Origin of the sequence: Methanofollis sp. W23 (genome assembly GCF_017875325.1) — an archaeon.
GTDB lineage: Archaea > Halobacteriota > Methanomicrobia > Methanomicrobiales > Methanofollaceae > Methanofollis.
On sequence record NZ_JAGGMN010000001.1, the window covers coordinates 2,550,998 to 2,570,423 of the forward strand.

The window sequence follows — 19,426 nt, forward strand, 5'->3', positions numbered from 1 at the left end:
ATCTCGACCGGTTGTGGAGAATCGTTCACAAATCAACTGTGTAGAATTGCTCATGAGGCAAGAACACATCTCAAGCATACGGGATGAAAATTTCTTGTCACGTGCTGTCTCATTTCAAGACAGAAAAATCGGTGGAGACCTCCCTCTCCTGCCGCCCCTCGGCTATCTTCGTCCGTGGGGGTCCGGGGGCACGGCCCCCGGCGCGAGACGGCAGGAAAAATTCTACGATGGGGGCGGCACGTCGGATCAGCACGCCTCCGCACATCAATCGTGCCGGGGGCTAGCACCCTGGAACCCCCGTGCATACCCTTTTTGACTCAGGCAGAGAGACCAGAGAGATACGATGAACCGGGCAAACACAACCGGACACGAGGTCGCCCTCGTCCACTGCCGCCGGTACGATGAGGAAGAGGTCTACCAGTCGGTCAGGAGGGCCGTCGACCTGGTCGGCGGGATCGGGAGATATATCAAACCAGGAAGCCGGGTGCTCCTCAAGCCCAATCTCCTGATGGGGGCCGGGCCTGAGCGGGCGGTCACCACCCACCCGGCGGTGGTCTGCGCCGTCGCCCGCCTCCTCTCGGCCTATGGATGTGAGGTGGTCATCGCCGATTCTCCGGGAGCCGGGACGCGGTATACCAGGCGCAACCTGGAGCATGCCTATGAAAAGGCTGGGTTCACCGCGGCCACGGTATATCCTGGAGTGAGGCTGAGCACCGACACCTCGTCTCAGGAGGTCTCGTGCCCTGACGGAGAGGTGATGAAACGCTTCTCGGTCATCGACGAGGCGCTCAATGCCGACGCCATCGTCGTCGTCTCCAAGGCGAAGACCCACCTCTTCACCACCTACTCAGGGGCGGTGAAGAACCTCTTCGGGGTCGTCCCTGGGCTTGAGAAACCGGTCTTTCATGCACGGTTCAGGCAGCCCGAACGTTTTGCCGAGATGCTCCTCGACCTCAACACCTGTGTCGTCCCTCTCCTCCATGTGATGGACGCCGTCGTCGGGATGGAGGGCGACGGCCCGATGTCGGGATCGCCACGACCGATCGGGGCCGTTCTTGCGGCCGCCGACCCCACAGCCCTCGACATTGTCACAGCGCGGCTGATGGGGATGGACCCGGCCACGCTCCCAACGGTCAGGGCGGCGGTCGGTCGCGGATGGGTGAGCACAGGTCTTCATGAGGTCGAGGTGATCGGCGACGACGAGGCGGGGGTGACGGTCCCTGATTTCAGGCACCCTTCCACTCACCCGGCCGCTCCTACCGTCTCCTTTCTCAACAGGCAGGTGCTCAGGTTTATGCAGGGGCGCGGGACATCTACCAGGCCCCTGCCTGCTCCTGACCCTGGACGCTGCACCGGGTGCGGGCGGTGTGTCCTCACCTGCCCGGTGAATGCCATCGCCCTTGAGAGGGGGACGGCCATGGTCGATGAGGGGAGATGCATCCGTTGCTATTGCTGCCATGAGATGTGCGAGGAAGGGGCGATCGACCTGAAACAGGGGTTGATATCAAGGTTTGTCTCAAGGTTCCTGCCATGACCCATCAATTCTACATGAATATGGATTGGATGTAATTTTAATCCAGAATATGGAATATAATGGGAATAAGATGTCTTTTAAATTCTCTTTGTTCTTTTAGGGCTCATGGATTCGGTTTATTATTGCGAAAAAAGGAGTATGAAGAATAAATCCCGTTTAAAATGATATGATGCATAATTTACGCCTGTAGAAAAAATAGAATATATTAAATACTATTGTAGGAAGATGATGATCCACTCAGGACCTATCCCTGAGTGTAGAGGAAGAACCTCTCGCCCATGGTCTTGACCCCCCGGGGTGGAACGTCCATGGGGCCTGACTGAACGCGACCGGCCGCACTCCCTTGCACACATATCAGACAGGAGACGACCATGCCAGATTACACAGACATCGCTGAAGGATCTCAGGACGGGATCGCCAGAACCGGGGTTATCCTCAAAGGGATGGACCAGGTTCCCGCTCCCATCCAGGTCATTGACCCAGAGTATCGTATTCTCTATCTCAACCAGGCTGCAGCCGACCTGGTTGGGGTACGGGCCGAAGATTGCGTCGGAAAACCCTGCTATGCTATCTTTGGAAACAACCTCTGCAATTCTGAAGGGTGCCCCTGCAGAAATGCCATGAAGACCGGGCAGACCGAGATCGCAAGGACCGAACTTGCCGGCGGGTGCTGGATCGACTGCACCGGAGCCCCTCTCAAAGACGACTCGGGAGAGATCATCGGGGCTGTGGAGTTCATGCAGGACGTCGGTCCCCAGGTCCGTGCCGTCAGAGATCTCCTTGAGGTCGGCGAAGAGACACAACAGGGCAACCTCTCGGCCAGGGCGAATCTCAATGCGGAGGGCGACTTCCGTGAGATCGCGGAGAACGTCAACGCCCTCCTCGACACCGTCACCGAACCCCTCCAGGTTGCCTCCACGGTCATCGAACAGATCGGGAGAGGAGAGATCCCGGAGAAGGTCGAAGGCGATTACGAGGGTGACTTCAAGGCCCTCATCGACGATATCAACCACTGCATCAACGGACTTGCCGCCCTCTCTGGTGCCAATGCTGTGTTGAAGCGGATGGCCTTAAACGACTACACCCTACGGGTCGAAGGGGACTTCCACGGGATTTACGCCGATATCGCCGCCGAGATCAACATGGTCATCGACCGTCTTGTCACCGTCCAGAATGTAAGCGCTCACATCGCCGAAGGTGACCTCTCCGACCTTGACGATCTCAAGACGGTCGGCAAACGGTCAGAGAACGACAAGATACTCCCGGCACTCATCACCATGGAGGAGAGTATCACTGCTCTCATAAAGGACAGCGAACAACTTGCAGAAGCGGGGGCAGCAGGAAACCTCTCGGTCAGGGCCGACGTCACCCGTCACAAGGGCTCCTTTGCGGAAGCCATGAACGGGGTCAACTGTCTCTTTGATGTCATTGTCCAGCCGCTCAACGAGGGGATGAAGATCGCCGCCGCACTCGCGGACGGAGATTACACCAGACCATTCTCAGAGGACATCCAGGTCTCAGGCGACTTCAAACGCTTCAAAGACTCGCTCAACGAGATCATCTTCAAGGGGAGTGCGGTCTTCACGAAAGTGCAGGGCGCCGCCGAACAGGTCCAGTACGGCACGCTTGAGGCGAGCAAAGGCGGCGACCAGATCGCCAAGGCCGCCGAACAGGTGGCAAACACCAGCCAGCAGTGCGCCGACCTGAACAAGACGACCCTCACCAAGATGGAAGAGATCAGTCGGCAGATCAGCGACCTCTCCGCATCCAACGAGGAGGTCGCGAGCACCTCCCAGGAGATCCTCAGCCGCTCCGAACTGGTGGCCCAGAAGGGACGTGACACCCAGGGGCTTGGCCGGGAGGCCAACGAGAAGATCACCGTTGTCGAAAAGATTGCCAACGAGAGCGTGGAGGATATCACCCAGCTCAACGACGAGATGCACGAGATCAACAAGATCGTCAAGTTGATCACCGACATCTCCAACCAGACCAACCTCCTCGCCCTCAACGCTGCGATCGAGGCGGCCCGGGCCGGCGAGCACGGCCGCGGGTTTGCGGTCGTCGCGGGCGAGGTGCGAAACCTTGCCGGTGAGTCGAAGAAGGCCACCGACGATATCGAGAACCTCATCACCTCAATCCAGGGGAAGAGCGAGAAAACGGCCACGGCCATCCGCTCGGCAAACGACGAGATCACCGCAAGCGTCCAGAGCGTGAACGGCGCTATCGAGGCTCTCAACGAGATCGTGGAGGGCGCGGTCGCGGTGACCCATGACATGAGCGAGATTGCCCGGGCCATTGAAGACCAGGCCAACACCACCAACAACGTCGTCCAGATCGTCGAAGACGGAACAAGGATGACGCGGGAGAGTCTCAACCAGATCGAGGACCTTGCCGCCCTTGCCGAAGAGACGAGCGCCTCTACCGAGGAGATCGGGAGTGCGGTCCATGAACTCAACAGGCTGGCGGCCGACCTGGACGAAGAGATGAAGAAGTTCAGGGTCTGATGAGGGGGTGAATGACATGGGAGAGACCATCGATGTGGTGGAGTTTGAGATCGGGGGCACGCGGTATGCCCTCGACATCCTCCTTGCCCGCGAGATCGTCGAGATGCTGCCGGTCACCCCGGTGCCGCGGGCGCCCCCCCATATCTCCGGGGTGATCAACCTCAGGGGCGAGGTCACCAATATCATCGACCTCGGCACCCTCCTCCAGATCCCTGAACGCCAGACAACCCAGAACAAGAAGATCATCGTGCTTGTCTCTGAACTCACCGGCGGGTCCAATATCGGGATGATCGTCGATGATGTCCATTCGGTGATGCAGGTTGCAGAGAAAAATATCGAGACGATGGATTCCTCGCTCTGCCGGGAGGCCTATGTAAAAGGGATCATCAGGACCGGGGCTGCCACTGGCGAGGAAGAGGTCGGGGGCGACCTTATAATCTGGATAGATATCAAGAAGGCACTGGAAGACCTCGACTGCTTCTGAACGTCCGACACACCGTCACGCACCATCTCATATCGTGTCGCCTGACAGGGGATCACCTCTGTCGGGGGCCTCATACTTTTTTCTCCCGCTGTGGAGCATCCCTCAGGACTGAGAGAACTGAAGGGGTCGGTGCTCTCACCCAGAGGAGGATCTCCCCATGGCCCGGAAAGCCATATATATCGTGTCGGCAGTCTCTGCCCGGAGGAGTGATATGGATACCTTTGAGGAGAAGATCCGTGCAATGAAGGGGATGACCCCTGACGAAGTGCAGGCAACGGTTGAAATGTTGAAATCGATGTGCATCTGTCAGGGATGCCCGTCGTACAACCGGTGTGCGAAGGAGGGGAACGAGGCCCTCTTCTGTGCCTCGGGCAAGAGTTTCATGTGCATCAGCGATGAGAAGAGGTGCATCTGTCCTACCTGTCCGGTGACAAAGGAGATGGGGCTGAAGTATTCCTTTTTCTGCACCAGGGGGGCCGAGAAGGCGCAGCGGTATGAGCACACCGTCTGGGGGACGAAGATGGTCTGAGGAGACCATCCCTGATTTTTCTGCCCTGAAGAGAATTTCTTGATCGGTTCTGGAGTGGTGAATACAGATTTTACCGCCCCGAACGTCCACATGGACGTAATTAAATCAGGAGTGACCCCCCATCTCCTCATTCGATTTTACCATCTCCTCATGTACTTGTAGCCCTCCATCACCAGGACGAGTGAGAGGGCCACGGCGAGGAGGGAGAGCCAGATGGAGAAGGAGACCGGGGCGACCCCGAGGACACCCTGCATGAGGGGGACCTGCATCGCGAGGAGATGGATCCCCTGCGCCGCGACGACGCCGACGACCAGGAAGGGGTTTGCAGAGAGAGGCACCCTGAAGATCGACCGGCGTTCAGAACGGCAGTTAAAGGCATGAGCGTTCTCCATAAAGACCATAAAGAGGAGGAGGACGTTTCGTGCGGCCTCGTCCGTCCACCCGGACGAGAGCAACCAGGCCCAGAGGAGGAAGGCGGTCGCCCCGATGTACCCCCCCGAGACCAGGGTCTGTTCCACCATCTGGCGGTTGAAGATCCCCTCTTCAGGTGGCCTGGGCCGTCGCCCCATCACGTCGGGTTCGCCCTTCTCGAAGGCGAGGGCGACGTCCTGGATCCCGTTCGTTACCAGGTTGAGCCATAGAAGCTGTACCGCCAGGAGCGGGATCGAGAGGCCGGCAAGGAGCGCGAGCGTGAAGAGGAGCACCTCGGCGGCGCCGGTCGAGATGAGAAGATAAGTGACCTTTCTGATATTGTCGTAGGTGCCCCGGCCCCCTGTGATCCCGGTCACGATCGAGGAGAAGGCATCATCGGTGATGATGATCGAGGCGGTGTCCTTTGCAAGGTCGGTGCCGGACCCCATCGCCACCCCGATATTTGCCCGTCTCAGGGCGGGGGCGTCGTTTGCCCCGTCGCCGGTCACCGCGACGAAATGACCGTTGTCCTGGAGGGCGGCCACGATCTCGGACTTCTGGAGAGGGGCGACCCGCGAGAAGACCTGTCCGTTTTTGACCAGGTCGCGGAAATGATCGCCGTCAGCCCCCCTGGCCCCGTCGAGTTCCTCACCGGTGACGAGGTCTGTCCTGGAGGAGGCGATCCCGAGGTCGCGAGCGATCGCCAGGGCGGTCGCGGGGTGGTCGCCGGTGACCATGACCACCCTGATCCCAGCCTGCCTGGAGATCTCCACCGCCGCCGCCGCGTCGTGCCTGAGCGGGTCGATGAAACAGGCCATGCCGAGGAATTTCAGGGGAGGGATGTCCTCCTCGTCGAAGGGAAGGTCCACGCCCCCGGCAATCTCGCCGTGTGCCACCCCGATGACGCGGTACCCTGCTGCGGCCAGGTGGGCCGCCATCTCTGCCGTGCCTGGGGGGGCCTCAGGACAGCGCGGGACCACCACCTCGGGCGCACCCTTGAAGGCGACTTTCACCGACCCGCCTACCCGGTAAAGCGTCGCCGCGTACCTGCGCTCGGGTTCGAACGGGATCTCGGCGAGGGATGCCACCTCGGCCCGCACCGTCTCCGGGGAGAGCCTGAGTTTGTAACCGCAGGCAAGGAAGGCCACATCGATGGCGTCCCCGAAATGCGTCCATTCTCCATCCTTGCGTTCCAGCACGGCCTCGTTGCAGATCATCGACGTCCTGACCATCTCCTGGAGACGCACGAACTCCTCTTCCTCCGGCGGCATGCCCGCGGTGTCGGTCACCCGTCCTTCCCCGCGATAGCCCTCGCCGAGCACGGTGTAGCGGTCGCCGTCAGGGAGCATGATGAGGGTCAGGGTCTGCTCGTTGACGGTGAGTGTCCCGGTCTTGTCGCTTGCGATGCAGGTACAGCTCCCAAGCCCTTCCACCGCGGCAAGGTTCCTGACCACCACATTTCGCCTCGCAATCCTGCTGACTCCAAGGGAGAGGGCGACGGTGATTGCCACCGGCAGACCTTCGGGGATCGCCGAGACCGCGAGGGCGACGGCCATGAAGAAGACCTCGATCGCCGGGATGCCCTGGAGGAGAGCGGCCACGGCGAGGAGGGCGCTTGCGCCGACGACGAGCACCCCCACCCACTTCGAGAACTGCTCCATCCTGATGAGAAGGGGGGGCTTTGTCACTTCCATCGCCGAGATGCTCGCCGCGATCTTGCCGACCTCGGTCTCTCTGCCGGTGGCGACCACCACCCCGCACCCCCTGCCCGAGATGGCGGTGGACCCGGCATAGGCCATGTTCTTGCGGCCCATCAAGGGAATGTCTGCATCCACCGGCCCGGTGACTTTCCCGGCAGGGACTGATTCTCCGCTGAGGAGCGACTCGTCAACCGAGAGGACATGCTCCTGAAAGATCCTGAGGTCGGCAGGGACGCGGCTCCCTGGTTCCAGGAGGACGATGTCGCCTGGCACCACGTCCTCGGCCGAAATTCCCTTTTCTGTCCCGTCACGCCTGACATGTGCAGTGATCCTGAGGAGGGCCCTGAGTGCCGCCGCACTCTGTTCTGCCTTCCATTCCTGGACCATGCCGAGGAGGGCGTTGAGGAAAATGACCGCGAAGATGAAGAGGGCGTCGGTAGTCTCCCCGATCAGCAGAGAGATGCCCCCGGCCACGATCAAGATGAAGATGAGCGGGCTCTTGAACTGGCGGAAAAAGACCTGGAAGACCGACGGGGGTGCTCGCGTGGGGAGGGCGTTTTTTCCATAGGCCGAGAGGCGGGCCTCTGCCTCGGCGGCCGAGAGACCATGCGGCGATGACCTGATCGCCGTAAGCACTTCCTCGTCTGGCAGGGCATGCCATGGAGGTCCGGTATCGCCCTCTGGCATTGTCGTCCACCTCTGCCCGGTATCGGTCGGTCACCTATATCGCCCTTGCGGGAATGCAGGGCCATTCACCAGATCCGGATACCATGATCAGGAGAAAAGAGCGGGGGCAAGAGACTCCGGGATGCTGATTGTTGAGGCGCTGGAGATTTTCTCTTCTTGAATATGAATTGGGTTGAACACCCCTCTCCCTCGCAAACAATGAGCAAGGGACAGCGCCAACCTCTGAACGATTCCCTTCTCTGCCTTCCAGCCCCGATCGCAATCGTGGGGGTCCGGGGGCAGCGCCCCAGGCACCGATGTTTGGAAAGGCATGATGATCAGACATGCCGCCCTCAAGTGCAGAATCTTCACCGCCGTCTCGCGCCGGGGGGCGAGCGTCCCCCGGACCCCCACGAACAGAGGAGAGGCGTGGGCGGCAGGCTAAGAGATTTCTGCCTGTTCCCTGTCACAAGGAGAAGGATCAAGGATCGATCCTTTCACACTCTTAGAACTGCGATAAGAAATTTTTCAGCCGTCATGGCCGAGGCGTGAGATCCTACAGAGCCAAAAAAAGAGGATTTCTCGGCCCTGTAGAATCCCTTACCAATTCTCGGTGTACGCGCGATTCAACCGCCCCCCCTCATCTTCCCACAGGGGGCGGCACGCCCCCCACCAGAGATAAATGTCCAGAGGAATTCTACAGAGCCAATTTCTCCGGTTATTCGATGATCATCGTCCCGACACCGGCGTCGGTGAAGAGTTCGAGGAGGATGCTGTGCGTCTTGTTGCCATTGATCACGTGGGCGTACGGCACCCCGGCCTTCACCGCCCTCACGCAGGACTCGATCTTTGGGATCATCCCACCAGAGATGGTTCCGTCGGCCATCAGTTCCTCGGTCTCCACAGCCTTGAGGCGGCGGAAGACCTGGCTCCGCTCCCGGTCCATCACCCCGTCGACATCGGTGAGGTTGACGAGTTTGAAGGCGCCGAGCGCGACGGCGATCTCGCCCGCCGCCGTGTCGGCATTGATGTTGAGATTGCGGCCCGCCCGGTCGATCGCGATCGGGGCCATGACCGTGATATACCCGGTCTCCAGGAGGGTGGTGAGGAGGTCGGGGTTGACCCCCTCGATCTCCCCGACGTACCCGAGGTCGACCTCGCGCTCCTCATCACCGACCCGCACCATCTGGGCGCTGATCTTTCTGGCAAGAATGATATTGCCGTCATTCCCCGAGATCCCGACCGCCCGGTCACCCTCCCGGGCGATGAGCGAGACGATCCCATTGTTGATCTTGCCGACCAGGACCATCTGGGCGATCTCCAGGGTCTCGGCATCGGTGATTCGGAGCCCCCCGACAAACTCAGGTTCCTTGCCCATGGCCCGCATCTTCTCGGTGATCTCGGGCCCGCCCCCATGGACGACGACGACCTTCATCCCCACATAATGGAGGAGGACGATGTCGCGGATCGCGTTCTCCAGGATCTCGGGATCGACCATCGCATGCCCACCAAGTTTGATCACGATGGTCCTGCCATGGAACTGCTGGATGTAGGGCAGGGCCTCCATCAGGACTTCTTCACGCCTCATGTCGTATACTTCCCATTGATCTCGACATATTTCTCGGTCAGGTCGCACCCCCATGCCACGGCCTCGCCCTCGCCGGACGCCAGGTCGAGGGAGAAGACGACCCTCTTGCCATGCATCGCCGCTTTCGCCCGCACCAGGTCTGAGACGATCTTGCCGTCCGTGACCAGTTCGGTCAGCGTTGATCCTTCGCCGATGGTGAGGGAGGCAGTGTCAGGGTCGAACCTGACCCCCGCTCGCCCTGCCGCCGCGATCACCCGGCCCCAGTTCGGGTCCTCGCCGTATACCGCCGTCTTGACGAGCGGCGAGGCCACGACCGTCCTGGCCACTGTCTCCGCCGCCGCCTCGTCAGGAGCGCCGACGACCTGCACCTCAAGGAGTCTGGTCGCCCCCTCGCCGTCGGCGGCGATCTGTTTGGCAAGGGAGATGCAGCACGCCTCAAGTGCGGCGTCGAACTTCTCCCGCGGCACCGGCCCGGCCACCCCGGTGGCCGTGCAGAAGGCCGAGTCATTGGTGCTCTCGTCCCCGTCGACGACGACGCGGTTGAAACTCCGGCGCACTGCCGAGCGCAGAGACTCGTGGAGGTCTTCGGCCCCGATTTCGGCGTCCGTATAGATGAAGGCGAGCATCGTCCCCATGTTCGGGGCGATCATCCCGCTGCCCTTACAGATCCCGGCGACCGTAAACCCGTCGCCCCTGACAAGCGCGTGTTTCTCGACGAGGTCGGTGGTCATGATCGCCCGTGCCGCCGCGGTCTCGGCCTCCTCGGTGTGGGCGAGGTGCGGGACGACCTCGTTGCACTGCCGTCTGATCAGGTCGAGGTCTAGATAGCGCCCGATCACCCCGGTGCTTGCCACCCCGATCCGCCCGGGCTCAAGCCCAAGGGCCTCGGCGGCGATCCGGCACATCTCGGCGGCGTCGGCCAGGCCTCGTTCGCCGGTATAGGCGTTTGCACACCCCGAGTTCACGACAATCGCGTCAAGCCGCCCGGCCTTCATCTGCTCCTGCATCACCTGGACCGGTGCGGCGGTGACGAGGTTGGAGGTGAAGGTCGCCGCCGCTGTGCCACGGGCCCTGATCACCGCAAGTCCGTACTTTCCCTCTTTCATCCCGGCGGCTTCGACGCCAGGGACTGCACAGATACTCTGCATCATTCTTGAGTCTCCTCGTACGAGGTTCCAAGCCCATGGACGATGTCCCGACGGGCGACGATCCCGATCAGTCGGCCTTCGTCGACGACCGGGAGGCGGGCGATCCCTTCCCGCAACATCTGTCCTGCCGCCTCCTCGATCTCGGCGTCAGGCTTGATGGTGATCGCCGGCATCGACATCACCCTGCGGACGGGGGTTGTCCCGATATCTGAGAGAGCCGATTTGGTCTTCTCCCAGTTGATGACCTCCCTGATCGGGACCTCGATCAGTTCGAAAGGTGAGGGGAGCCAGAGGTCGTCTGAGATCTCGCCGGTCTTGAGGAGCGAGAGTACATCGGCCTCGGTGATCACCCCAACCAGTTTCTCTTCGTCCATCACCGGCAGGCCCCCGACGTCGTGCGTGCGCAGGAGGGCCGCGGCTTCCCTCACGGTCGCGTCGGCATGGACAGTGACCGGTTCCTCTGTCATGATCTCCCTGACTTTCATGCTGTTCATCTCCACTCTTATGGCATGCAGGGGGGGGTCATAAGCCCGTCGTTCTCCGCAAACCCGCAGATGATGTTCATGTTCTGGATCGCCTGCCCTGCGGCGCCCTTGACAAGATTGTCGATCGCCGAGACAACGACGACCCGTTCGTCCTGTGCCTCGAACCAGATGTCGCAGAAGTTGCTCCCGCGCACCGCTGGCAAGGAAGGCTTCTGGAGACGGACAAAGAACTCGTCCTTGTAGAACTCCTGGTAGCGCCCCTCGATCTCCTCCTGGGTGAGGGGTTCGTCTGTGATGATATGGGCGGTGGTGAGGATCCCCCGATTCACCGGGACGAGGTGGGGGGTGAAGAAACAGTGCGCCTTCGACCCGAGACGCCCGAGTTCCTGCTTCATCTCGGCGAGGTGGCGGTGACTGGTCCACTTATAGGGGGTCACCCCGTCGGCCACATTCGGGTAGTGGGAGGAGGACGAAGGGTTGACACCTGAACCCGAGACGCCGGTCTTCGAGTCATAGATCACATAGCGTGCCTTGTCGGCAAGCGGCGCCGCGGCAAGGGTGGCCCCGGTCGGGAAACATCCGGGGTTTGAGACAAATTGCTTCCCCTTCACCTCTTCCCGGTGGAGTTCGGGAAGGCCGTACGGTGCCTCAAAATAGTCGGTATGGGTGACGCCGTAGACTTTTTCGTAGACTTCCCTTGGCAGACGGTAGTCGGCAGAGAGGTCGACGACCTTCATCCCCTGTTCCAGGAGCCCGCCGGCATAATGCATCGCGGCGGTATGCGGCACCGCAAGGAAGGCGACGTCGGCGTCGATTTCTTCGACGGCAGGGTTGGTGAAGGTGAGGTCGGTATATCCTGTGAGATGGGGGTGGACCGCGCTGACCGGTCGGCCCTCCTCTTTCCTTGAGGTGGCCATGACCACCTCGGCCGAGGAGTGGCCCTGGAGGAGGCGGATCAACTCGCCGCCTGTATAGCCAGATGCCCCGACAATAGCAACATCCATACAGGACACTATACCGGAGGGAAAATTTAATGCTTTGGAGTAGCCAGGAGGAGTTCTCCGGCTAACTGTCTGATCTCGTCCCGATTTTCAAGTCCTTTGAGAAGATCAGGGGGAAGCGCACTCTCCCCGTACTTCGCTCCCACATATGCCCCGCAGATGAAGGCGATGGTGTCAGTGTTCCCGCCGATGTTGGCCGCGATGTAGAGGAGGTTTTCAGGGTTCTCATACCTGCTGATGAGGAAGAAGGTGATCGGGACGGTCTGGTAGACCGAGACGTCGTTCCCGATCACGGTGAGAGCACTCTCAAGACTGATCCCTTCATGTTCGAGTTCGACGGCACGCCTGGTCCGTGTCCCGAACTCGGGGTCTTCGGCCGCCGCAGTCCGCAGGGCGACGTCGAGGGGGTCTGCGGCAGAACGGAGTGCGGCCGAGAGGAACAGTCCTACAGTCACGGTCCCGGCGAGGGCGGCGGGATGGGTATGGGTGACGGAGCAGGCCTTTGCAAGTCGTCCTGAGAGTTCGACCTGGTCCGCATATTTGAGGGCGAAGGGGACGGCGAGGGGGATGCATCCGGCGGTATCTGAGTTCACGCCGCTCTGGTCGGGTCCGACAGTGACCAGGCGTTCGCAGGCCGCCATCAGCGACCCGTCAGGGAACCTCAGGTCTCCTGAGAGACAGAGGCGCGCGAGGGCGTCGGCATAATGTCCCTCTGAATAGGTACCTGATGCAAGGAGAGATGTCACGAGGAGCATGACCTGGGTGTCGTCGGTGTACTGTCCGGGGTCGAGTCTGGCATTTGGGTGCCATTTCCATGGCTTGCGGTAGCCACGGTAGAGGTGCGAGAGGTTCGTGGGGCCACTCTCCCCTGGCATTCCGAGGGCGTCGCCGATGGCCGCCCCGAGCAGACATCCCCTGAAACGGTCCAGCATCAGTGTCCTATTCACCGGGCGATATAATAAGTTCTTCGACATATCTCAGATAATACTGGCGTCTTACAGAAAAATGATTGAATTCAACTCTGGAAATATCTCTGTGCCGCCTCTCTCTGGCGGAATGCGGGCTATGAAATGGGGCGGGGGAGGATACAGTCCTGTCCAGAAAATTCGGTGCTGCCTTCCTGCCCCGCTTTCCCTCCCCTGGACGCGGGGGGCGCGCCTCGGGCCTGATCTCAGGTCAGGTCAGAGGGAGAGCACGCGCCTGACCTCAGCAAAGAGTTCATCGATGGGGTAAGGTTTCCTGACCACACCGGCAAAACCGTATTCCTGGTATGCACTCATCACCGGATCAGTAGAGTAACCGCTTGAGACGATCGCTCTCACTGAGGGGTCAATCTTTCTGAGTTCTGCAATCGCCTCGACCCCTCCCATCCCCCCAGGAACGGTCAGGTCCATGATGACAAGATCATATGGGCGGCCTGATTCAGAGGCTGTGATATATTCTCTGACTGCTTCACTCCCTTCAGATGCTGCAGTGACACAATATCCCTCACTCTCCAGAAGGGGTACGATCGATGAGAGCACTCCTCTGTCGTCGTCCATGAAGAGGATGCGTGCTTCACGCTTATGGGGACGTTCTCCCTTCTCTCTGTCGCCTGCGAACTCTCTTTGCCCCTGGGTCGAGGTCGCGGGGAGGTAGACCGTGAAGACCGAACCCTGCAGGCCAGATGCTGCAGTGATGTACCCCCCATGATTCCTGACGATCGAACGGACTGTGGCAAGTCCGAGGCCGTACCCGTCCCCCCTGGTGGTAAAGTAGGGGTCAAAGATCCTGGGGAGGTGTTCGGTCGGGATTCCTGTGCCAGTATCGGCGACAGAGAGGACGACATACCGTCCTGGCGGCACAGGGCCGTCTTCCTCGACCACCCGATTATGTACGTTGATCTGGATCTTCCCGCCGTCTGGCATCGCCTGATCGGCGTTGACCGCCAGGTGCTGGATCACCTGGGAGAACTGTGCCTGATCGATACTCACCTGCCAGAGGCCTGGATCAAAGGCGGCCTCAAAGGAGGACCTGGTCCCCCTGAGAACAAACTCTGCCGTTTCAAGGACCAGAGAGGAAAAATCGAGGGGTTCAACCGTTTCAAGGATCGGAGCACCCCCTTGTGAGAAGGTGAGGAGCTGCTGGGTGATGGCGCGCGCTTTTTTTACAGTATTCTCCGCCTCTTCCAGATTGGTATCAGGAGAAGACCCTTCCCTGATCTTCATCCTGGATAGGGTGATATTTCCAAGGACCGAGGTGAGGATGTTGTTGAAGTCGTGGGCGATCCCGCCGGCAAGGAGTCCGATCGACTCAAGTTTTTCATTTCTCAGGTACTCCTCCTCCATGGCCTTCTCCATGGTCACGTCCCTGATCGACTCGATCCTTCCCACCACTCTGCCGTCATGGTCGACGATGGGGGACGCCGTTGCAGAGAGGTGAAGAGCACGCCCATCTCCGGCATGGAGATCTGCGGTCACGTAGGAATGGATCAGCCCGTCCATACGCCTGGCCATGGGGTACATCTCCCGCACCTCCTCCTCTCCAGCCTCGGCCATATCGATGAGTATGGGACGCCGTATCCCATAGAATGGGACGGCGTAGGCGTAGTCTCCTTCTCCCAGGATCTCGTCTTTCCTGATACCACTGAGTTCTTCCATCGCACAGTTCCAGGAGACGACGCGTCCGTCGGTGTCGGTGACCAGGATCGCGTCTGGGAGATGTTCGATAGTGTTGTTGAGATAACGGTTTGCGACCATCAGTGCCTCTTCTGCTCGCCTGGAGTCGGTGATGTCCCTGATAAAGACGGCAAATCCTGTTACTTCACGGTCAGGGCCACTGACCGGAGAGACTCTCACAAGACAGACCTGTTCCTTCCATGTCATCTCCAATTGAGTGGACTTCCCTGACCCTGCCACAGTGTCGAAAGCCTCGTGCAGTCCCGGGACACATCCCGGACCGGCGATGTCCCCGATCTTCTGACGGATAAAGGTGTTTTTTCTCCTGAATGCGAGACGGGCCGCTTCGTTGTAGGAGATCACCCGCCCCTTTCGATCAGTGAGAAAGGCGAGGTCAGGGGTTGCATCCAGGAGCGCCCGCGCAGTCTTCTCGCTCTCCTTGAGGGCCTCTCCGACATGATGGCGCTGGAGTGCGACTGCGGTCTGGTTCATAAAGGCTTCGATAATGTCTGGATTCCTGAGCCTGGGGCTCTCTTTTGTCAGGACGATTGCAACTCCAAAGACCTGATCTCTTCTGACAAAAGGAATGACATATGTCCCCAAAATCCCGAGTTTCTCCTCAAGGACGGTGCAGACGTCAGGGGGACATGTCATGAGCATGGCCTCATGCAGGCCAGGAGCCCTGATGATCCCTCGCTCTGTGGTAATGAGTGTCTCCACCTCGTCGGGGATCAGGAAACTGGACCCCACCACATCTGACCCCAACGCATTCATATAGGCCGCGCGTTCGGTGTCTTCGGCGAGAACAACCTGTGGGGAGAAGGACCGGTCTTGTGAACTGTAGGCACTCACGACTACGATACTTCTCCCGGCCAGGGACTGGATCTGCTTCCCGACAAACCCATAGATGTCTGACCCATCGTCCATCTCGACGAAGGCCATTGCCGTACCAGAAAGGAGGGCGATGTTCCTGGCATAACGTATCTGCTGGCATTCGGCCTCCCTGTCCAGGGTAAGGGCCCTGATGGCAATCACGACCCCCTCTGAGAAGGGGGATGTGGGCACGCCAGGTCCCGGGATGACTGATAATTCTACAGGGAATCGTGTGCCGTCTTTTTTAAGACAGATCCCCTGGCGGTATCCATGACCACGGATGAATCCCCTGATCCAGGACTGTGCGTCCTGAACTGCCGTCACGATCTTGCGGTGGAGTTCGCGTCTGCTCTCAGGGACGATGAGGTCGATGAAGTCAGAGCCGAGCACCTCGGACTCTGAGTACCCGAAGATCTCGGTGGCGACGCCGTCCCATGCCGTTACCTTCCCTTCTCTTGAGACTGATATGACTGCATGGCGAGAGTCCGGGTGGGGCGGAGCCCCTCCTTGTTCCCTGATCTCTGAACCTACTGAGAGATACTCTACCACTTCCCCATCAGACCCCCTGAGATTCCGCGAGAACCATATGATACGCGCCCGTGTCCCGTCTTTCTTGATCACCTCGGCTTCATAGGGGGAGTTCTCTTCTGGATCGCGAATGATCGTCTCGACTATAGGGAGGAGGGACCGTCCGTCTGATTCATACTCGGGGAGGAAGGTCTTGAGAAGTGGTTTTCCCAGGAGTTCTTCAGGGATGTATCCGAGATAATCAGCGCTCGACCTCTCGATATAGGTGATCCTGAGATCAGGGGTCCATTTCAGGATGATATTCCCTGCATGCCTGGCTTGAATTGAGGGGTCAAATGATCCCTCCCATCCAAGAAGTCCCTCTTCCTCGAAGGTGTCGAGGATATACTTGGTCCCATGGGAGACGATCCGATGACTCTTCCAGGAGAAAAATTTCTCTTTGCCTGAGAGGAAACGGCATAGGGTGCCGTCTGGTGCCCCTCCCGGCATCCCGACCCCTCCTCCGGGCAGTACAAGATACTGGAAGAATTGCGAGGCATCAGAACCCGCAAGAGTGTGGTAGTGTGTGCCGAGGATCCCGGCCATGGAAGGACTGAGATAGACGATCTCTGGGTCATCCGGTCGTGTGACCAGAGACCCGAAGGGGAGGACGCCCAGGACGATCTCCCATGGGGGGCCATCTTCTTCAGGTCCGCGCTCCTCTTCACCTGGGGGCATATGGATGATGGGGGATCCTGGCTACAAAAAAATATCGAAACGACACCGGATGCTGGAAATAACAATCATCCTGTATAATCCAGGTTAAATTATAAATTTTGGCGAACCCGCCCCTGTAGACTCTGGTACGGGACGGGAGCAGCCTTATCAGGATCGTACAGATAGTGTTCTGGAAACCATGGAAGATCCTCTGGATTGGTGACCTGGCAGGACCGTGCACGAACTTTGGGCTCAGGCATACAGGATGAACATGATCATGGGTCTCCCGCTCGTGCACTGATCTGGTTCCTTCCTCCTTGGGTGCACGACACCGCGCGGGGATTACTGAATCGTTGCCCCTGTCTATGCTTGTCGTGTGGGTCCGGGGGGTGGGCCACCCCCCAGCGCGATCAACCGCCTTCCCCCATCTTCTCGCCCGGGGCTCTGCCCTCGGGCCCCGTGCCCCTGGGATGAAGATAGGGGTGGGAAGGCAGAATATTCCTCGACCTTTTCGTGTGGCGGGGTGTTCGGGGGGCGGCACGCCCCCCGCCAGAGAGATCCATCCAGAGGATTTCTACAGAGCCGTGAATTCAAACCATTCTGTGAAATCAGAGAGATGATATTTGTGATCATTTTCATTGAGATCATCCCAAACTCTCCAGCCATTCCCTTTTCGGAAGAGAACAATGGATGTAGTGAGGCGTTCCTCCTCTTTTCGTTGCGCAACCATGCATTCACATTCATGCTCTCCCTCGCCTCCGCGCCGGGGCCACGGTTCCCGGATCGCCAGGGTTACGATTGGGGCGGGAAGGCAGAGCGATGTTCGTAACAATGGGTGCGTTCTCCTGCCGATTTTCATCAGGGTGGCCCTGGAAGAAATTCTTCAGAGTCTTAGTACTTATCCAGAGGCGACGACCCCTCTCCCCGGGTCGAAGGCAACAAAAATTTTCTGATCTGGGGGGGCAGGAGAGACCCGAAGATGACCCTTTCTTCGTCGGTGAAGAGGCAGCACCAGACGAGCAGGAGATACACCACCCCGATCGCCCCCGAGATCACCCCGAGTTCAAGCCAGGTCTGGATCGGGACCAGGCGGTCGAGTGCGAAGGCGGTGAGGGTGATGGCGAAGGTGGCTGATGCCCCCGCGAGAAGGGGCCTGAAGAACGCCTTCACCGGGATGGAGAGCACCTTTGCGGTGTACCATGGCATGAAGATGCTGCTCTTGAGGGTGAAAAAGATCGCACCGGCGGCCGCGACGCCATAAACCCCCCACCCGGCACCGACCACGAGCCAGAGTGCAAGGAGGACATTTGCAATGCCGAGCGCAATGGTTACAAGTCCGGGAACCTTCACTCTGGAATACGAGACATTGACATGGTTGAGCGGGAGCACCGCAAGGTTCACTGCCAGGTGAATGGTCAGGAGAGCGAGGAGCGGGGCGAGACCTGCGTGCTCTGCACCGACCCAGAGGGTCAGGAGTTCGAACCCGAACCCGCAGATGAGTCCGACTGGAAGGGCAAGGGCGAGACCCATACATTTCACCGAGGAGAGGGCCATGCGCTTGATCTCTGCAAACATTTCCTTGGCATAATAGATGAAGATCATCGGGGCGAGCACCCCGGCGAGAACGCCGCCCATGGTCCTGAGGAGAATACTCAAGGTGAGCGCGACGGCATATTCCCCGCCGGCAAATGAACCGAGAAAGATGTTGACGATGATCAGGTCGACCTGGAGGAAGAGCAGAGACCCGATCTCGTTGACGAGCATCCAGCTCCCGAAGGCCGACATCTCCTTGAGGGTGCCTCTGTGAAAGGATCTGATCCTGACCGCGAGCTGGGGAGTGAGCACCCGCCAGGCGCCGACCATGAGGAACAGGAGAAAGAAGGAGGTCACAAGATAGGCGACCCCAACATAACCAAGGCGGGGTGAGACCAAAAGGAAGAGTGCGACGATGAGCCCGACCTCAAGGATACGGCCGAAGGCCTCGACGATGTTGTAGAGGTCCAGGCGGTTGTGAGCAAAGAATGAGACACTGAAGGTGCTCCCTATCGTCCTGATCAGAAATGAGAGATGGATCCCGAGAAAGAGATAGACGACGTCGGTCAGTTCGCCTGAAGGGACATTGAAGACGGCGTTGACGTTGAATGCCAGGAGGAAGACGATCGGGACGATCAGGAAGAGGGTGAGCCCGAGGATCCCGAAGAAGGCAGTATTGAAGGTGTTGTTGGCACGGTCATATTCCTGGCGCTGGAGGTCGACGGTGAGGTAGCGTGCGACCGTGAAATTGAGTGACCGCGTGGCGAGGCCAAGATAGGTCGTGATGGTGATGGCCAGAGGTATAAGGCCATACGCGGCGATCCCGAGGGTCGAGATGAAGAAGGGTGCGAGCCAGAACCCGGTGACGACATTCACCACAAACAGAAGAATGTTGGAGATCAGGTTGAGGGGGAACTGCCCCGCAAAACTTCTGCTCACCTCGGTGTGATCATGATCGTCCATCTGCCCCCCTGCGGAAAAATGGCAGTCTCATACAGGGGATGTACGATACCTCTCAGTCACTCCCCCCGGTGGAAGAGATGTGGAAGGTAAATAAATACATTTCTGTCCTCCGTCTGGGCACGGGAC

12 protein-coding genes are annotated in these 19,426 nt (G+C 59.5%); 4 read left to right on the forward strand and 8 right to left on the reverse strand.

What is annotated here, in order from left to right:
• The first annotated feature begins 343 nt into the window (after positions 1 to 343).
• The 4 genes from J2129_RS11115 to J2129_RS11130 all read left to right on the forward strand — a co-directional run bounded on the left by J2129_RS11115 (position 344) and on the right by J2129_RS11130 (position 5,051).
• On the forward strand, positions 344 to 1,534 hold the full coding sequence (locus tag J2129_RS11115; protein ID WP_209630927.1) for a DUF362 domain-containing protein: 1,191 nt from the start codon (positions 344 to 346) through the stop codon (positions 1,532 to 1,534).
• Between the two features lie 371 nt (positions 1,535 to 1,905).
• Entirely contained in the window at positions 1,906 to 4,038 is a 2,133-nt protein-coding gene (locus J2129_RS11120) for a methyl-accepting chemotaxis protein (protein WP_209630928.1), read from the forward strand.
• 16 nt (positions 4,039 to 4,054) lie between these two features.
• A complete protein-coding gene (locus J2129_RS11125; RefSeq protein WP_209630929.1) occupies positions 4,055 to 4,522 on the forward strand; it encodes a chemotaxis protein CheW in 468 nt (155 codons plus the stop codon).
• Between the two features lie 211 nt (positions 4,523 to 4,733).
• The gene (locus J2129_RS11130; protein WP_209630930.1) at positions 4,734 to 5,051 is read left to right on the forward strand and encodes a DUF2769 domain-containing protein; all 318 of its coding nucleotides are present in this window, start codon (positions 4,734 to 4,736) and stop codon (positions 5,049 to 5,051) included.
• Positions 5,052 to 5,188: 137 nt separating this feature from the next.
• On the opposite strand, the gene J2129_RS11135 is transcribed toward J2129_RS11130, so the two are convergent.
• The 8 genes from J2129_RS11135 to J2129_RS11170 form a co-directional block, all read right to left on the reverse strand.
• On the reverse strand, positions 5,189 to 7,849 hold the full coding sequence (locus tag J2129_RS11135; RefSeq protein WP_209630931.1) for an HAD-IC family P-type ATPase: 2,661 nt from the start codon (positions 7,847 to 7,849) through the stop codon (positions 5,189 to 5,191).
• Positions 7,850 to 8,546: 697 nt separating this feature from the next.
• Positions 8,547 to 9,416, reverse strand: coding sequence for an acetylglutamate kinase (gene argB / locus J2129_RS11140; RefSeq protein ID WP_209630932.1), 870 nt, complete (start codon positions 9,414 to 9,416; stop codon positions 8,547 to 8,549).
• Positions 9,413 to 10,564 carry a bifunctional ornithine acetyltransferase/N-acetylglutamate synthase gene (gene argJ / locus J2129_RS11145; protein WP_209631338.1) on the reverse strand — a complete coding sequence of 384 codons (1,152 nt, stop codon included), beginning with the start codon at positions 10,562 to 10,564 and terminating at the stop codon, positions 9,413 to 9,415. Before argJ ends, argB begins: the two co-directional genes overlap by 4 nt.
• On the reverse strand, positions 10,564 to 11,049 hold the full coding sequence (locus J2129_RS11150) for a CBS domain-containing protein (protein ID WP_209630933.1): 486 nt from the start codon (positions 11,047 to 11,049) through the stop codon (positions 10,564 to 10,566). The genes argJ and J2129_RS11150 overlap by 1 nt, the downstream gene beginning before the upstream one ends.
• Positions 11,050 to 11,066: 17 nt before the next feature.
• Entirely contained in the window at positions 11,067 to 12,053 is a 987-nt protein-coding gene (argC, locus tag J2129_RS11155; RefSeq protein WP_209630934.1) for an N-acetyl-gamma-glutamyl-phosphate reductase, read from the reverse strand.
• A 26-nt stretch (positions 12,054 to 12,079) separates the two neighbouring features.
• Entirely contained in the window at positions 12,080 to 12,997 is a 918-nt protein-coding gene (locus J2129_RS11160; RefSeq protein WP_348632320.1) for an ADP-ribosylglycohydrolase family protein, read from the reverse strand.
• A gap of 234 nt (positions 12,998 to 13,231) precedes the next feature.
• Positions 13,232 to 16,825 (reverse strand): PAS domain S-box protein, encoded by a 3,594-nt coding sequence (locus J2129_RS11165; protein WP_209630935.1) that lies wholly within the window; start codon positions 16,823 to 16,825, stop codon positions 13,232 to 13,234.
• Positions 16,826 to 17,695: 870 nt separating this feature from the next.
• Positions 17,696 to 19,300 (reverse strand): oligosaccharide flippase family protein, encoded by a 1,605-nt coding sequence (locus J2129_RS11170; RefSeq protein WP_209630936.1) that lies wholly within the window; start codon positions 19,298 to 19,300, stop codon positions 17,696 to 17,698.
• Positions 19,301 to 19,426: the final 126 nt, after the last annotated feature.

Bases quoted from the DNA above. Each gene is read 5' to 3' on its own strand.
- J2129_RS11115 (WP_209630927.1), top strand. From the start codon at position 344: ATGAACCGGGCAAACACAACCGGACACGAGGTCGCCCTCGTCCACTGC.
- J2129_RS11120 (WP_209630928.1), top strand. From the start codon at position 1,906: ATGCCAGATTACACAGACATCGCTGAAGGATCTCAGGACGGGATCGCC.
- J2129_RS11125 (WP_209630929.1), top strand. From the start codon at position 4,055: ATGGGAGAGACCATCGATGTGGTGGAGTTTGAGATCGGGGGCACGCGG.
- J2129_RS11130 (WP_209630930.1), top strand. From the start codon at position 4,734: ATGGATACCTTTGAGGAGAAGATCCGTGCAATGAAGGGGATGACCCCT.
- J2129_RS11135 (WP_209630931.1), bottom strand. From the start codon at position 7,849: ATGCCAGAGGGCGATACCGGACCTCCATGGCATGCCCTGCCAGACGAG.
- argB (WP_209630932.1), bottom strand. From the start codon at position 9,416: ATGAGGCGTGAAGAAGTCCTGATGGAGGCCCTGCCCTACATCCAGCAG.
- argJ (WP_209631338.1), bottom strand. From the start codon at position 10,564: ATGCAGAGTATCTGTGCAGTCCCTGGCGTCGAAGCCGCCGGGATGAAA.
- J2129_RS11150 (WP_209630933.1), bottom strand. From the start codon at position 11,049: ATGAAAGTCAGGGAGATCATGACAGAGGAACCGGTCACTGTCCATGCC.
- argC (WP_209630934.1), bottom strand. From the start codon at position 12,053: ATGGATGTTGCTATTGTCGGGGCATCTGGCTATACAGGCGGCGAGTTG.
- J2129_RS11165 (WP_209630935.1), bottom strand. From the start codon at position 16,825: ATGCCCCCAGGTGAAGAGGAGCGCGGACCTGAAGAAGATGGCCCCCCA.
- J2129_RS11170 (WP_209630936.1), bottom strand. From the start codon at position 19,300: ATGGACGATCATGATCACACCGAGGTGAGCAGAAGTTTTGCGGGGCAG.